The 14,310-nt window shown below is 72.2% G+C and carries 15 protein-coding genes; 4 read left to right on the top strand and 11 right to left on the bottom strand.

Annotated elements, in window-relative coordinates; translation table 11 throughout:
• Positions 1-33: 33 nt before the first annotated feature.
• From ACZ4QV_RS33345 to ACZ4QV_RS33330, 4 genes are all read right to left on the bottom strand, one after another.
• On the bottom strand, positions 34-501 hold the full coding sequence (locus ACZ4QV_RS33345) for a hypothetical protein (protein WP_361640523.1): 468 nt from the start codon (positions 499-501) through the stop codon (positions 34-36).
• Positions 502-758: 257 nt separating this feature from the next.
• Positions 759-1,541 carry a DUF3710 domain-containing protein gene (locus ACZ4QV_RS33340; RefSeq protein WP_361155798.1) on the bottom strand — a complete coding sequence of 261 codons (783 nt, stop codon included), beginning with the start codon at positions 1,539-1,541 and terminating at the stop codon, positions 759-761.
• Between the two features lies 1 nt (position 1,542).
• Positions 1,543-2,064, bottom strand: a complete 522-nt coding sequence (gene dut, locus ACZ4QV_RS33335) for a dUTP diphosphatase (protein WP_031012935.1) — start codon at positions 2,062-2,064, stop codon at positions 1,543-1,545.
• The gene (locus ACZ4QV_RS33330; protein WP_361640525.1) at positions 2,061-2,654 is read right to left on the bottom strand and encodes a PaaI family thioesterase; all 594 of its coding nucleotides are present in this window, start codon (positions 2,652-2,654) and stop codon (positions 2,061-2,063) included. The genes dut and ACZ4QV_RS33330 overlap by 4 nt, the downstream gene beginning before the upstream one ends.
• A gap of 58 nt (positions 2,655-2,712) precedes the next feature.
• Here ACZ4QV_RS33330 and ACZ4QV_RS33325 point away from each other — a divergent pair, with 58 nt between their 5' ends.
• On the top strand, positions 2,713-3,156 hold the full coding sequence (locus tag ACZ4QV_RS33325) for a DUF3093 domain-containing protein (protein WP_361155794.1): 444 nt from the start codon (positions 2,713-2,715) through the stop codon (positions 3,154-3,156).
• 219 nt (positions 3,157-3,375) lie between these two features.
• On the opposite strand, the gene ACZ4QV_RS33320 is transcribed toward ACZ4QV_RS33325, so the two are convergent.
• The 4 genes from ACZ4QV_RS33320 to ACZ4QV_RS33305 form a co-directional block, all read right to left on the bottom strand.
• The gene (locus tag ACZ4QV_RS33320; protein ID WP_467763799.1) at positions 3,376-4,230 is read right to left on the bottom strand and encodes a hypothetical protein; all 855 of its coding nucleotides are present in this window, start codon (positions 4,228-4,230) and stop codon (positions 3,376-3,378) included.
• Between the two features lie 15 nt (positions 4,231-4,245).
• The gene (locus ACZ4QV_RS33315; RefSeq protein ID WP_003982531.1) at positions 4,246-4,548 is read right to left on the bottom strand and encodes a DUF4193 domain-containing protein; all 303 of its coding nucleotides are present in this window, start codon (positions 4,546-4,548) and stop codon (positions 4,246-4,248) included.
• 544 nt (positions 4,549-5,092) lie between these two features.
• A complete protein-coding gene (locus tag ACZ4QV_RS33310) occupies positions 5,093-6,346 on the bottom strand; it encodes a sensor histidine kinase (protein WP_467763798.1) in 1,254 nt (417 codons plus the stop codon).
• A gap of 5 nt (positions 6,347-6,351) precedes the next feature.
• Positions 6,352-7,005 (bottom strand): response regulator transcription factor, encoded by a 654-nt coding sequence (locus ACZ4QV_RS33305; protein ID WP_030021221.1) that lies wholly within the window; start codon positions 7,003-7,005, stop codon positions 6,352-6,354.
• A 428-nt stretch (positions 7,006-7,433) separates the two neighbouring features.
• Between ACZ4QV_RS33305 and ACZ4QV_RS33300 the strand changes: the two genes are divergently transcribed.
• The gene (locus tag ACZ4QV_RS33300) at positions 7,434-7,607 is read left to right on the top strand and encodes a hypothetical protein (RefSeq protein ID WP_167515092.1); all 174 of its coding nucleotides are present in this window, start codon (positions 7,434-7,436) and stop codon (positions 7,605-7,607) included.
• Between the two features lie 108 nt (positions 7,608-7,715).
• Here the strand turns inward: ACZ4QV_RS33300 and ACZ4QV_RS33295 are convergent, their stop codons facing one another.
• Together ACZ4QV_RS33295 and ACZ4QV_RS33290 are read right to left on the bottom strand one after the other, a co-directional pair.
• The gene (locus ACZ4QV_RS33295; protein ID WP_361155789.1) at positions 7,716-8,516 is read right to left on the bottom strand and encodes an inositol monophosphatase family protein; all 801 of its coding nucleotides are present in this window, start codon (positions 8,514-8,516) and stop codon (positions 7,716-7,718) included.
• Positions 8,517-8,660: 144 nt separating this feature from the next.
• Positions 8,661-9,842, bottom strand: coding sequence for a ferrochelatase (locus ACZ4QV_RS33290; protein ID WP_361640498.1), 1,182 nt, complete (start codon positions 9,840-9,842; stop codon positions 8,661-8,663).
• Between the two features lie 145 nt (positions 9,843-9,987).
• On the opposite strand from ACZ4QV_RS33290, the gene ACZ4QV_RS33285 reads away from it, so the two are divergent.
• Both ACZ4QV_RS33285 and ACZ4QV_RS33280 read left to right on the top strand, forming a co-directional pair.
• Entirely contained in the window at positions 9,988-11,301 is a 1,314-nt protein-coding gene (locus ACZ4QV_RS33285; protein WP_361640500.1) for an MFS transporter, read from the top strand.
• Complete coding sequence (locus ACZ4QV_RS33280) at positions 11,225-12,580, top strand: D-arabinono-1,4-lactone oxidase (protein WP_361640502.1); 1,356 nt, start codon at positions 11,225-11,227, stop codon at positions 12,578-12,580. The genes ACZ4QV_RS33285 and ACZ4QV_RS33280 overlap by 77 nt, the downstream gene beginning before the upstream one ends.
• Before the next feature lie 296 nt (positions 12,581-12,876).
• On the opposite strand, the gene ACZ4QV_RS33275 is transcribed toward ACZ4QV_RS33280, so the two are convergent.
• Positions 12,877-14,010: a hypothetical protein gene (locus ACZ4QV_RS33275; protein WP_361639760.1), complete on the bottom strand. Its 1,134-nt coding sequence runs from the start codon at positions 14,008-14,010 to the stop codon at positions 12,877-12,879.
• Positions 14,011-14,310: the final 300 nt, after the last annotated feature.

Here is a 14,310-nt window from a genome sequence, read left to right as displayed (position 1 = left end):
CATGCTGTTCCACTGCCTCCAGACCGGTCACACCTACAACGAAACGATCGCTTTCCCACAAGCCCCAGCGGAGGTCCAAGCAGCGGCGGCTTGACGCTTATCCGCGTGGGATGTCTTGTCACCGCGCAGGACCATCTGTCCCGGGTAGTTGTGGTGAGGCCGGTAGCCGAGAACGGCGTTCAGTTCGGAGTACGGGATGTCCGCCTCGATCAGGTCCAGCAGGGTGTAGACGGTGTGCCAGCTGGGACCGCCCGGCTCCGGAGGCCATAGAAGATCGGCCAGTTCGGCGTTGCGGAAGATCACCCCGACCTCGGCCACCGCCCGCACCCGGCCCTGCCCGGTGAAGAACACGACGTCGCCGGGCACGACGTCACGCATCTTCGTGTCATGCGTGGGCACCGCGCCCCATAAGCGGGCCATGCCGTCCGGGTGGACGGTCTGCAGCCGGGCGCGCTGCTCGGCACTCAGCACGTGGACGTACTTGTCGTCGGTGAAGGTCACGGGCTGGTCGACGGTGTCGGCCCAGTGGCGACGTGTCGCTGAACTCCCATAGGACGGGGATATAAGAACGCGCACGGAAGCGCTTCCTCCGGTTCAAGGTGTGGAGGGCGGGCACGAACCGCCCTGGAACAGGGGAAGCCTGGCACAGCCGTGCAGTCTGCCGCGTGCGGAGTTGCCACGGTCCTGCAACGCACTTCGCTCCCGTGACCGGTGCGGTCACGGGAGCGAAGTGCGGAAGCGTCAGCCGGCGCCGCGCGTCAGCGGATTTCGGTGATTTCCGGGCCGCGTTCGAGGCGTTCGACGCCGCCGCCGAAGCGGGAGGTTTCCGCGGGCTCCTGCTGGACGCCGTCGGGGACCATCTGGGCGTCGTCGGGGAGCTTGAGGACGATCGGGTCGCGGGGGGCCATGGGGGCCTCGCCGCGGACGACCACGGTGTCCTTGAAGATGTGCTCCAGGATGCCGGCCGCCTCGGGCTGGACCGCGCCCTGGCCGGAGATGACGCCGCGCAGGAACCAGCGCGGGCCGTCGACGCCGACGAAGCGCACGACCTGGACGCCGTTGGTGCCGTCCGGGAGCTGTACGGGGACCTGCGCGCGCAGTTCCCAGCCCAGCGGGCCCTCGACCTCGTCGACGACGCCGCCCTGCTGGGTGATCCCGGCGCCGATCTCCTCGCGGACCTCGCCCCAGATGCCCTCCTTCTTGGGCGCGGCGAACGCCTGGAGCTGCACGGCGCTGTCCTGGAGGACCACGGTCGCCGCGACGATCGCGTCGCCCGCGACCTCCACCCGCAGCTCCATGCCCTCGACGCCGGGCACGAACATGCCGCCCAGGTCCACCCGGCCCTCGGCGGCGTCCGTGACCTCGGAGAGGTCCCAGGGGCCGTCGGGACGGGGAGCCGGGGGCAGGTTCACCCGCCGCTCCTCCTCGCCGGACCCGGCACCCTCGTCCGCAAAGGTCTCGTCCGAGGCCGTCTCGTCGGCGGCTTCCGCTGCGGGGACCGACTCTGCGGGAGCCTCGTTCTTCTTGCGACGACCGAACACGTCACTGTCCTTCCCGGTCGGCACCGACCGATGCGTATCCATTCCCACCCGTGGAGCCGTCCACCGCCGCATGACCGCCGGTGGAACCGAATCCCCCCTCGGCCCGCGCCGAGCCGGGAAGTTCCGCCACCTCGTGGAAGCGCACCTTCTCGACCTGCTGGACGACCAGTTGGGCGATCCGGTCGAACCTCTCGAACCGCACGCTCTCGCGCGGGTCCAGATTGACCACGATCACCTTGATTTCCCCACGGTACCCGGCATCCACCGTCCCGGGGGCATTCACCAGCGCCACTCCGCACCGGGCGGCCAGGCCCGAGCGGGGGTGCACGAACGCCGCGTACCCGTCGGGCAGGGCGACGGACACTCCGGTGGGGAGCACCGTCCGCTCCCCCGGCGCGAGTTCCGCCGCCTCGGTGGTCACCAGGTCGGCACCCGCGTCACCGGGATGCCCGTAAGCGGGAATCGGCACCTCCGGGTCCAGACGCCGGATCAGCACATCCACCGGATTGCGTACCTGACTCACGGGTTCACCTCAAAAGCACGAGCTCGTCTGACCTGGTCCGGATCGGCCATCGCGGCCTGGATCTCGGCCGGCCTTCCGTTGTCGATGAAGTGGTCGACCTTGACCTCGACGAAGACGGCGTCGGCGCGCACCGCGATCGGGCCTTCGGGGCCGCCGATGCGGCCCACCGCCGTCGAGTAGATCTTCCGGCCGTGGACGGCGGTTATCTCCGCGTCCAGGTGCAGCACCGTGCCGACCGGCACGGGCCGCAGGAAGTCGGTCTCCAGGCGGCCGGTCACGGCGATCACCCGGAGCAGCCAGTTCAGCGAGCCCAACGTCTCGTCCAGGGCGGTGGCCAGCACCCCGCCGTGCGCGAGGCCGGGCGCGCCCTGGTGGGCCTCCTTGACCGTGAACTCGGCGGTCACCCGTACGCCGTCCTCGGCACGGGCCTGGAGCTGCAGGCCGTGGGCCTGTGCCGCGCCGCAGCCGAAGCAGTGGTCGTAGTGCGCGCCGAGGAGTTCTCGGGGCGCGGGGGCGTCGGGGTGCCGCACCGGGGCGACGGCGTCGGCCGGTGGCGTCAGCCGCGTCGGGGCCTTGTCGGTTCCACTCACGAGTGCAGACCCTACCCGCGCGCGTAACCGGCCCGCGCCGCCGTGCCAAGCTGGAGCCATGCAGTCGTACGAAGAACGCCTCACCGCGCCCCGCTCCTGGTGGGTGATCGCCGGCCTGATCGGCGTGGCCTGCGCCCTGATGCTGCTGCCGCTGGGCACGCTGCCGATGCTCGGCGGGCTGATCGGCGGCGCGGCGCTGTCCGCGGTGGCGGTCAGCTCGTACGGCTCGGTACGGATCCGCGTCGTGGGCGACTCGCTGATCGCGGGCGACGCCCGGATCCCGGTGGCGGCGCTGGGCGAGGCCCGGGCGCTGGACCCGGAGGAGGCGCTGGCGTGGCGTACGCACAAGGCGGACACGCGCGCCTTCATGCTGCTGCGCAGCTACATCCGCACCGCTGTGCGGGTGGAGATCACGGACCCGGCGGACCCGACTCCGTACGCATACCTCTCGACCCGTGAGCCGGAGCGCCTGGTGGCCGCGCTGGCGGCCGTACGGGCCTGAACCGACCCCGTGGGGGCTGCGGGGCCGGGCAGGGCGCCGTCGGGCGGCTCAGGGGCCTTCCCGGGGGCGCGGTGCCGCGTCCCGATGAAGGCCGGAGTGCCTCGGTGGGGCTTCAGTGGTTTCGCAGCCGGTTGCGGCAGTCCTCCGCGGCGACCGAACGACGCTCCGGCGGGTCTCAGCGGCCCTTCACGATGGCCGTACGACACTCCCGGCGGGGCCTCAGCGATCGTCCTCCGGCGGCAGGGCCGGCGTCGTGGTGTCCGGCATCGTCTCGGCGTGCGGCAGGGCGTCCCACGGCACCTGTCTGGCGCGCAGGTCCTTGCGGATCTTGTCCGCGAGCTTCTTGGTGTCCCGCCGGTTCATCACCGCGCCGACCGCGGCGCCGACCATGAACGGTGTCAGGTTCGGCAGGTTGCGCAGCGTGCGCTTCATGATCTGCTGGCGCAGTTCGCGCTTCATCTGGCCGCCCAGCGCCGCGTTGACCGTGGTGGGCTTGGTGACGTCGATACCGCGTTCCTCGGTCCAGGACGTCAGATAGGCGGTGGCGCGCTGTCTGAGGGTGCCCGGGGGACGCAGGCCGTAGACCTCGTGGAGCTCGGCGATGAGTTTGATCTCCACGGAGGCCACGCCGACGATCTCGGCGGCCAGCTCGGCCGGCATGGCGGGCGGTACCGGCAGCATCGCCGCCGCGCCCACCCCCGCGCCGACGGTGGCGGTGCCCCGTGTGGCACCGGAGACCAGCTTGTCGGCCAGTTCCTCGGGGGTCAGGCCGGGGAACTGCCGGCGCAACGTCGCCAGATCACGGACCGGGATCCGCGGGGCGTTGTCGATGATGCGCTCGGCGACCGTCGTCAGGCCCTTGCGTGCGCCGTCGCGGCCTTTCCTGGTGCCGCGGCCCACGGCCGCCGCGAGCGAGGCCGCACGGCCTCGCTCCTCCACTGCACCGGTCCTCCGCTCCGCGGGCAGGGCGGTCGGGTCGGCGGGCACGGGCGCGTTTTCGTCGCGTGATCGTGCGCCGGCCGCCGGGCCTTTCTCGCCCTTGCGTCCCTTACGGAACGGGTTCACGCCTGCCACGGCGTCGACCGATCCTCAGGCCGCGCAGTCGCGGCAGATCGGCTGGCCGTTCTTGTCCTCGGCGGCCAGCTGGCTGCGGTGGTGGACCAGGAAGCAGCTCATGCACGTGAACTCGTCCTGCTGCTTGGGCAGCACCCGGACGGCGAGTTCTTCGTTGGAAAGGTCGGCGCCGGGCAGTTCCAGGCCCTCGGCCTGCTCGAACTCGTCGACGTCGACGGCCGAGGCGGACTTGTCGTTCCGCCGCGACTTCAGTTCTTCGATGCTGTCCTCGTTGAGGTCGTCATCTGTCTTGCGTGGGGTGTCGTAATCCGTAGCCATGTCGCTCTCCCCCTCTGGGTGTCTGCGGTGTCTCCAGCGCACGTAACGCGTGAGAGGCCGGACTTGTGCCCGACCTGAGGCGGAGATTTTGCCTCACATCAAGGTCTGTTACTCAATCGACACCCAACCGCACCCCTGAAGAGGTGATCGGTTTGGATGGCGATCAGGACCGTACACGGTCCGAATGTCGCACCTCGCGCACGCCATCACGTGTACTTCCCGTGATCAAGGCCCCTGGAAACCCGGATTTTCCCGGCCTTCCGCCGACCGTTCCGATCACGGAGAGTGGGTGGCTCGAATCTCGCGCCTGTGAGGGATCACACACGGACGGACCGTCGGGCGGAGCGTAGGAATTCAGCGCAAAGCGAACTCGGCGAAGGATCCATGGCCGCCCGCCGTCACGTCAAGCCGGGGTGGCCGGCGTGCGGAGGGCGACCAAGAGTGCCAAGAGGTGGGGTCCCGGGTCAAAAAGGACAGCCTGGCGGGTGGGGAGCCGTGGCACGGGTCCCGGCCCCGCACGCGGCTCCCCGCCCGCCTGCGGCCCTCACAGCGGCAGGACGACCCGCATCTCCAGTCCGCCGCCCTCGCGGGGCGTCGCCGTGATGCTGCCGTCGTGCGCGCGCACCACGGACCGCACGATGGACAGGCCGAGGCCGACGCCCTTGTCGCTGCCGGTGCGTTCCGTCCGCAGGCGCCGGAACGGCTCGAAGAGGTTCTCCACCTCGTAGGCCGGGACGGCCGGGCCGGTGTTGGAGACCACCAGCACCGCACAGCCCGGCTGCGGCTCGGTGATCACCTCGACCCATCCGTCCCGGGGGACGTTGTAGCGCACCGCGTTCTGCACGAGGTTGAGCGCGATGCGCTCCAGCAGGACGCCGTTGCCCTGGACGAACGCCTGCCGGCGCACGCCGCGGATCTCCACACCCTTGGCCTGCGCCTCGGCACGGGCCTGGTCGACGGCCTGCGAGGCCACCTCGGCCAGATCCACCGGCTTCTTGTCCACGATCTTGTTCTCGCTGCGGGCCAGCAGCAGCAGACCCTCGACGAGCTGCTCACTGCGCTCGTTGGTCGCCAGCAGCGTCTTGCCCAGCTGCGCCAGCTCCGGCGAGGCGTCCGGGTCGGCGAGCTGGACCTCCAGCAGCGTCCGGTTGATCGCCAGCGGCGTGCGCAGCTCGTGCGAGGCGTTGGCGACGAAACGGCGCTGCGACTCGAAGGCCCGGTCCAGCCGGTCCAGCATCTCGTCGAAGGTGTCCGCCAGCTCCTTGAGCTCGTCGTCCGGACCGCCCAGCTCGATCCGGCGGTGCAGGTCCGAGCCCGCCACCCGCTGCGCGGTACGGGTGATCCGGCCCAGCGGCGACAGGACCCGGCCCGCCATCGCGTACCCGAAGGCGAACGCGACGACGGTCAGGCCCAGCAGCGCCAGCAGCGAACGGTTGAGCAGGGTGTTCAGTGCCTGCGCCCGCTGGTGCTGGAGGCAGCTCTGGATCGCCTGGGTGAAGATCTCCCCGGAGGACTGGCTGGGCAGGTCGCAGACGTTGCTGGTGGCGGCGAAGTTGCCCCGGAGGATCTTGACGGGCAGCTCGCTGCCTTCCTGGAGCGCGTTGGCGGCCAGCATGTAGATGATCGTGAGCAGCACGATGCCGGCCATCAGGAACATGCCGCCGTACAGCAGCGTGAGCCGTATCCGGATGGTGGGGCGCAGCCAGGGGAAGGGCCGGGCGTTGACCGGTTTGGGATCCCAGGTGGGCATGGGCGGGGTGACGGGCGGCGGGGTGGGCGCCTTGGACGAAGCGGGCATCGGCGTCAGATCCGGTAGCCGGAACCCGGCACCGTGACGATCACCGCGGGCTCGCCCAGCTTGCGGCGCAGGGTCATGACCGTGACCCGCACGACGTTGGTGAAGGGGTCGGTGTTCTCGTCCCACGCCTTCTCCAGCAACTGCTCGGCCGAGACGACCGTGCCCTCGCTGCGCATCAGGACCTCCAGCACCGCGAACTCCTTCGGCGCGAGCTGGACCTCCTTGCCGTCGCGGAAGACCTCGCGGCGGTTCGGGTCCAGCTTGATGCCGGCCCGCTCCAGGACGGGCGGCAGGGCGACCGTCGTACGGCGTCCCAGAGCCCGTACCCGGGCGGTCAGCTCGGTGAAGGCGAAGGGTTTGGGCAGGTAGTCGTCGGCGCCGATCTCCAGGCCCTCGACACGGTCGCTGACGTCGCCGGAGGCGGTCAGCATCAGGACACGGGTGGGCATCCCCAGCTCGACGATCTTGCGGCAGACGTCGTCGCCGTGCACCAGCGGGAGGTCCCGGTCCAGCACGACCACGTCGTAGTCGTTGATCTCGATGCGTTCCAGGGCGGCCGCGCCGTCGTACACCACGTCGACGGCCATGGCCTCCCGGCGCAGCCCGGTGGCCACCGCATCGGCGAGCAGCTGCTCGTCCTCGACGACGAGAACACGCACGTCGCAAATCCTTCCTCACGGCCCTGGATGTTCCGGGGCACGGCAAACTCGGAGCCCCTCCATCCTGCCCCGAACGGCTGTAAACCGGCAGTAAGAGGGGTGGATGGCGGCCTGCGCCCCGTTCCGCGCGGTGCCGGGCGGGCGGGCCGGGGGCCTCGGACGGGTGGTCCGCAAGGGCCGGGTGGGTGGGCCACAGGGGCCGGGCCGGGCCGCGACGGGCCCCGGAACGGTGCCGTCCGGGCCGTTTTCGAATTCCCGTGCCGCTTGAGGTTTCCGTGAGGTTGCCCATGGGGAGGACGTCTGCACACCCGCGATCACGCCCTGTACGGCGCCATGCCGCTCTCTGATCCATTCGCAGGGGCCACGCCGTGATCGCCCCGCCCGTCGGCACACCCCCGTGCCACCGACCCACGACGAGGGGGCGCACCATGGACGCGTTCACCGCAGGAATTCTGCAGCGCATACGGAACACCGAAGCCGACCTGGACCGGGCCCGCGAGTCGGGCGACGACTTCCTCGTCGAGGTGGAACAGGCCGAGCTGGAGGATCTGCAGCGCCTTGCTTCCGAGCACGGCGTGCAGGTCACCGCAGCCAGCGCCTGACCTCTCCCGGCCGCGTACGACGGCAGCGCCCCGGACCCGCACAGGGTCCGGGGCGCTGTCGCGTTCCCGTCGGGCGGCGGGCGTCCGGCCGGGTGTCGGCACAGAGGCTCAGTCGTGCCAGGCGCCCAGCTCCTCCAGCAGGGGCTGGAGGGTCCCGAACACATCCGGCGAGGCGGCCACGACCAGGTCGTTCGAGGCAGGCTCGCCGGGGCGGCCGCCGGTCCGTGCGCCGGCCTCGCGGGCGATCAGGGCGCCGGCCGCCATGTCCCACGGGTTCAGTCCGCGCTCGTAGTAACCGTCGAGCCGGCCGCAGGCCACGTCGCACAGGTCGATCGCGGCCGAGCCGCCGCGCCGGATGTCGCGGACCTGCGGCAGCAGGGTGCGCAGCACCTCGGCCTGGGCGGCCCGGCGCTCGCCGATGTAGGCGAAGCCCGTACCGATCAGGGCCTGGGACAGCGGCGGTGCGGGACGGCAGCGCACCGGCTCCCCGTTGCGGAACGCGCCGCCGCCCAGGACGGCGTGGTACGTCTCGCCGCGCACCGGCGCCGCGACGACGCCGACGACGGCCTCGCCGTCCCGCTCGGCGGCGATGGACACGGCCCAGGAGGGCAGTCCGTACAGGTAGTTGACCGTGCCGTCGACCGGGTCGATGACCCAGCGCACCCCGCTGCTGCCCGCGACGCTGGCGCCCTCCTCGCCCAGGAAGCCGTCGTCGGGACGGTGCTCGGCGAGGAAGCCGGTGATCAGCTTCTCGCTGGCGATGTCCATCTCGGTGACGACGTCGATGGGGCTGGTCTTCGTGGCGGCGACGCCGAGGTCGGCGGGGCGGCCGTCGCGCAGCAGCTCACCGGCGCGCCGGGCGGCCTCCAGGGCGAGGCCGAGAAGTTCGTCCTGCAGCGGATCGGACACGGTGCTCCTTGCTCGTACGGGCGGCCGCTCGGGACCGCCCCGCGGGGCGGCGCGGCGCCGCCGTCTGTCGTCCCGGTACGGCTCCGGGTCTGCCGCTGGGCCCTCGGCTCCGGGACCTGCCGCTGGGCCCGCGGGCTCCGGGGGCTACCCCCGGGCCTCCGCCACCGGGCCCGTCCAGTCAGCGCCCGCGGCGGCCGGGCGCGGGGCGCGGGCCGGGCAGCAGCCGACCGGGCACAGGTCGTGGCTCGGCCCCAGCTCGCCGAGGGCGCAGCGGGCCGGTGCGCGGCCCTGCTCGGCGGCGGCGCGCTCCAGGAGCAGGTCGCGGACGGCCGCGGCGAAGCGCGGGTCGGCGCCGACGGTGGCGGAGCGGGCGACCGGCAGGCCCAGTTCGGCGGCCTTGGCGGTGGCTTCGGTGTCGAGGTCGTACTTGACCTCCATGTGGTCCGAGACGAAGCCGATCGGCGCCATGACGACCGCGGGAACGCCCGCGCCGTGCGCCTCTTCGAGGTGGTCGCAGATGTCCGGCTCCAGCCAGGGGATGTGCGGGGCACCGCTGCGGGACTGGTAGACCAGCCGCCACGGGTGGTCGACGCCGGTCTCCTCGCGGACCGCGTCGGCGATCACCCGGGCCACGTCCAGGTGCTGGGCGACGTACGCGCCGCCCTCGCCGTTGCCGGTGTGGTCCTCCGGGCGGCCGGAGGTGTCGGCCGCCGCGGTCGGGATGGAGTGGGTGGTGAACGCGATGTGGGCGCCGTCGCGTACGCCGGCGGGCAGCTCGGCGAGGGAGGCGAGCACGCCGTCGACCATCGGGCGGACGAAGCCGGGGTGGTTGAAGTAGTGCCGGAGCTTGTCCACCCGCGGTACCTCCAGGCCGTCGGCCCGGAGGGTGGCCAGCGCGTCGGCGAGGTTCTCGCGGTACTGCCGGCAGCCGGAGTACGAGGCGTAGGCGCTCGTGGCCAGGACGGCGATACGGCGGTGACCGTCGCGGACCATCTCGCGCAGGGTGTCGGTCAGGTAGGGGGCCCAGTTGCGATTGCCCCAGTAGACCGGCAGGTCCAGGCCGTGTTCGGCGAAGTCCTTGCGCAGCGCGTCCAGCAGCTCACGGTTATGCGCGTTGATCGGGCTGACGCCGCCGAACAGGAAGTAGTGCTGCCCGACCTCCTTCAGCCGCTCGCGGGGGATGCCGCGGCCACGGGTGACGTTCTCCAGGAAGGGGACGACGTCGTCCGGGCCTTCGGGGCCGCCGAAGGACAGCAGCAGCAGGGCGTCGTAGGGACCGGGGATCCCCCCGGCGGTCGGAAGGGGCGGATCGCACTGTTCGGGCATGTCTTCGATCCTGCCACCAGCCACTGACAGGCGGAAAACCGGAGGCGGCCACCAGGGCAGCGCGCGTAAGCTGTCTCGGCCTCAGACATGCCTTACCGACTCCCGGACCTCCCGGGCATCGGCTCTTGACCGGCGGAGCTCCCCCATGCCAAGCCCGTACCGCGCGCTCTTCGACACGCCCGGCACCAAGTCGTTCACGGCCGCCGGTTTCCTGGGCCGTATGACGCTGTCGATGACCAGCATCGGCATCGTCACCATGGTCTCCCTGCTGACCGGCAGGTACGGCCTGGCGGGCGCCCTGGCGGCAACCGTCGCGCTGGCCTCGGCGGTGCTCAGCCCGCAGGTCTCCCGGCTGGTGGACCGGCACGGCCAGCGCCAGGTGCTGCGTCCGGTGACCCTGATCTCGGCGGCGGCGATCGCGGGCCTGCTGGTGAGCGCGCAGCAAGACTGGCCGGACTGGACGCTGTTCGTCTTCACGGCCTGCGCGGGCTGCGTGCCGAGCGTCGGCTCGATGGTGCGGGCCCGCTGGGCGGCCGTCCACCACAGCTCGCCGCGCCTGCTGCACACCGCCTACTCCTGGGAGTCGATCGTCGACGAGGCGTGCTTCATCGTCGGACCGATCCTCTCCATCGGCCTGTGCACCTCGTGGTTCCCCGAGGCGGGCCCGCTGCTGGCGACGGTCTTCCTGGTGGCGGGGGTCTTCTGGCTGACGGCGCAGCGGGCGACCGAGCCGCCGCCGCATCCGCGCGAACACCTCGCCAAGGGCTCGGCGTTGCGCTCGCGCGGCCTTCAGGTGCTGGTGGTGACGTTCGTGGCGACCGGCGCGATCTTCGGTGCGACCGACGTGGTGACGCTGGCGTTCGCCGAGGAGCAGGGCCACCAGGGCGCCGCCAGCCTGGTGCTGGCGTCCTACGCGCTCGGGTCGTGCGCCGCCGGCGTGGTCTTCGGGATGATCCATTTCAAGGGTCCGGCCGCCCGCCGGTGGCTGGTGGGCGTGTGTGCGATGGCCGTGAGTATGATCCCGCTCCAACTGGTCGGGAACCTGCCGTTGCTGGCCGTGGCGCTCTTCTTCGCGGGCCTGTCCATCGCGCCGACGATGGTGACCACCATGGCCCTCGTCGAGCAGCACGTACCGCGCGCGAATCTGACCGAGGGCATGACCTGGACCAGCACCGGGCTCGCGGTCGGGGTGGCGTTCGGCTCGTCGGCCGCCGGATGGGTGGTGGACGCGGCCGGAGCCGGGCGCGGCTACCTGGTGCCGACCGTGGCGGGGGCGCTCGCGGCGGCGGTGGCGTTCCTCGGATACCGCCGGCTGCGGCCGGCGCCGCAGCGGGAGGGGACGGGCGCAGATGGCCGAGGCACAGCGGACGACCGGCAGGAACATGACAGCGGTACGGACGGGAGCGGCCCGCACGGTCCGGGCGATACGGGGGGCCAGGCCCCGGCCCGCCTGGCGTAACTGGGCGGGCACCGTCGCCGTGGAGCCGGCCCGGAGCGTCTCGCCGGCCTCCACCGGCGAACTGGCCGCGGCGGTCCGCGCGGCGGCCGCCGACGGGCTCACGGTCAAGGCGGCCGGCACCGGCCACTCCTTCACCGCGGTCGCCGCCACCGACGGGGTGCTCGTCCGTCCCGAGCGCCTGACCGGCATACGGGCGGTGGACCGCGCCGCCGGCACCGTGACCGTGGCGGCCGGCACCACGCTCCAGCAGCTCAACCGCGCCCTCGCCGCGCACGGCCTGTCGCTGGCCAACATGGGCGACATCATGGAGCAGACGGTCTCCGGCGCGGCGAGCACCGGCACCCACGGCACCGGCCGCGACTCGGCCTCCATAGCCGCCCAGATCACCGCGCTCGAACTGGTCACCGCCGACGGCTCGGTGCTCACGTGCTCCGCCACCGAGAACCCGGAGGTCTTCGCGGCGGCCCGGGTGGGCCTGGGCGCGCTGGGCGTGATCAGCGCCGTCACCTTCGCCGTGGAGCCGCAGTTCTGGCTGTCGGCCCGCGAGGAGCCGATGGCGTTCGACCGGGTGACGGCCGAGTTCGACCAGCTCGTCGCCGAGAACGAGCACTTCGAGTTCTACTGGTTCCCGCACACCGGCAACTGCAGCACCAAGCGCAACAACCGCAGCCAGGGCCCCGCCGCCCCGCTCGGCCGGGTCAGCGGCTGGGTCGACGACGAACTGCTCTCCAACGGGCTCTTCCGCGCCGCGTGCGCCGTCGGCCGGGCGGTGCCCGCCACCGTCCCGGGGATCTCCCGGCTCTCCAGCCGCGCGCTGTCGGCCCGTACGTACACCGACATCCCGTACAAGGTCTTCACCAGCCCGCGCCGGGTGCACTTCGTGGAGATGGAGTACGCGCTGCCGCGGGCGGCCGCCGTCGAGGCGCTGCGCGAGCTGCGGGCGCTGGTGGAGCGCTCGGACTTCCGGGTGAGCTTCCCGGTGGAGGTGCGGACCGCGCCGGCCGACGACATCCCGCTGTCCACCGCCTCCGGGCGGGACACCGCCTACCTCGCCGTACACATGTACCGGGGGACGCCGTACCGGGCGTACTTCACGGCGGCCGAACGGATCATGACGGCGCACGGCGGCCGGCCGCACTGGGGGAAGCTGCACAGCCGCGACGCCGCGTACCTCTCCGGCGTCTACCCGCAATTCGGCGCGTTCACCGCCCTGCGCGACCGGCTGGACCCGCAGCGCCTGTTCACCAACGCCTACCTGCGGCGCGTGCTGGGCGAGTGAGGCCGGGCAGGGCCGGCCGGACCGCCCGGACGGCTGAAACGCTCATTCGGCCCAACGTCCCGCAGGGATGAACGCCCCGAAGGGCCCGCGGGCCCGGCAGCGGAACGGCCCGGACCCGGCGCACTGCCGGGTCCGGGCCGGTTCGGTCACCGCCCGCGCGGGACGGCCCCGTCCGTTCTCCCGCCGAAAGGCATTCGGTCCTCGCGACGGACGGAAATTCCGCTCCGGTTAAGGGGATTCGGTCCCCGGGCGGGACGGCATTACGTCCCGCCCGGGCGCGGATTTCCGTCCCGCGTTCACGAGGATTTCGGGTCGGGAGCCTGCTGTCCGCCGGGCTCCTGCTTGTTCCGGTCGCCGGAATCGCCCGGGGAGTCGTCACCGCCCTTGCCGGTGTCGCCCCCGGTGCTGCCGCCGGACTTCGACGGCTGCGGGCTCGGCGGCGGCGTCGGCTTGCCGCTCCGGCTCGCGTCCGGGCTCGGCGTCGGCGTGGACGGCTTGCCCGTGCTGCCGGTGTCGCCGTCGCCGGTGCCGGTGGAGCCGCTGGGACCGGGCGACGGCGTGCCGCCCGTCGAGCCGTCACCGTGGGAGGTGCCGGGTGACGGTCGGTCCGTGGCGGGCGGGGCCTTCGGCTCGGACTTGTGCCCGTTGCCCCCGAAGACGTTGCCCACCGAGGTGCCCGGGCCGCCCGCCGCGTCCTTCCCGGTGAGCAGCTCGACGCAGGTGACGGCCCCCATCGACAGTACGAAGACCGCCAGCGCGGCCAGCGCCGGCCGCTTCCAGCCGCGCAGGCGGGTGCCGTACGTGGCGGTGCTGACCTCGTCGGCCCGCTGCGGCACCGCGGTGGCGCCGGCCGGCGGGTGACCGGGCCTGGCCTGCCCCAGCGCCATGGTCCGGTCGTCGAGGCGCGGCACCAGCTGCGTCTTGTCGGCGGCTCCGGCGTCCGCCCCGGAGGCCCGCGCCGGATCGGCCTGCGGCAGCAGCCGCGTACGGTCGGTGTCCGGGTCCCCGGCCTGCGGCAGCAGTTGCGTACGGTCGGTGTCGCCGGCCCGGCCCTCGTCCTTGGCCGCGACGGACGTGATCTCGTCCTCCGCGCCCTGCCGGTCGAAGGTGGGCAGCACCATGCCGGTGCCCGGCCCGGCGCCCGGTGTTCTGCGGGAGACCGAGGACCGGCGCGGCTTCGGCCGGGTGCCGACCGTGGCGACTTCCTTGAGCTGCTCGCCGGTCCGCCGGAAGAGGTGCTGGAAGACCGAGCCACCGGTCGTGGCCACGACACTCACCACACCCGCGCCGATGATGGTCCCGTACACGCCGAGCTTCCCGGCGAGAAAGGCGGCGACGGCGGCCGCCAGGGCACTGCCCGCGACCTGAGGAACGCTCAGGTCGAGCCGTTTCTCCTTGTTTTTCGTGTCGGTATCGCTTTTGTTGTCCATCTCCAGCCTTTGATCGCCCCTTCGATCCATCTTGCACGGACAAGTGACCTATGGGCGAAGCCGGTAGTTCCGATTCTGCGGATTCTGTGAACCTCGCCACCCGTCACACCGTGTAGAGAGATCGACAAGGCGACCAACTCCCTTGGCGTACGAGAACTTGGGCGGCGCGGCGGTCCACCTCCGTGGCCCGAATGGAGTACTGTGGCGAGCCCTGGCCCCGGAATCCCGTCCGGCTGCCCGGATACACGGGAGGGGGCCGGAAGGTGGCACTCACCCCCGGGTGCCGCCACCGGACACGGG

Source organism: Streptomyces sp. NPDC026394, assembly GCF_055567735.1.
Note: the sequence above shows the minus strand (reverse complement) of the source record. Positions and strands in the feature narration are given on the sequence as shown.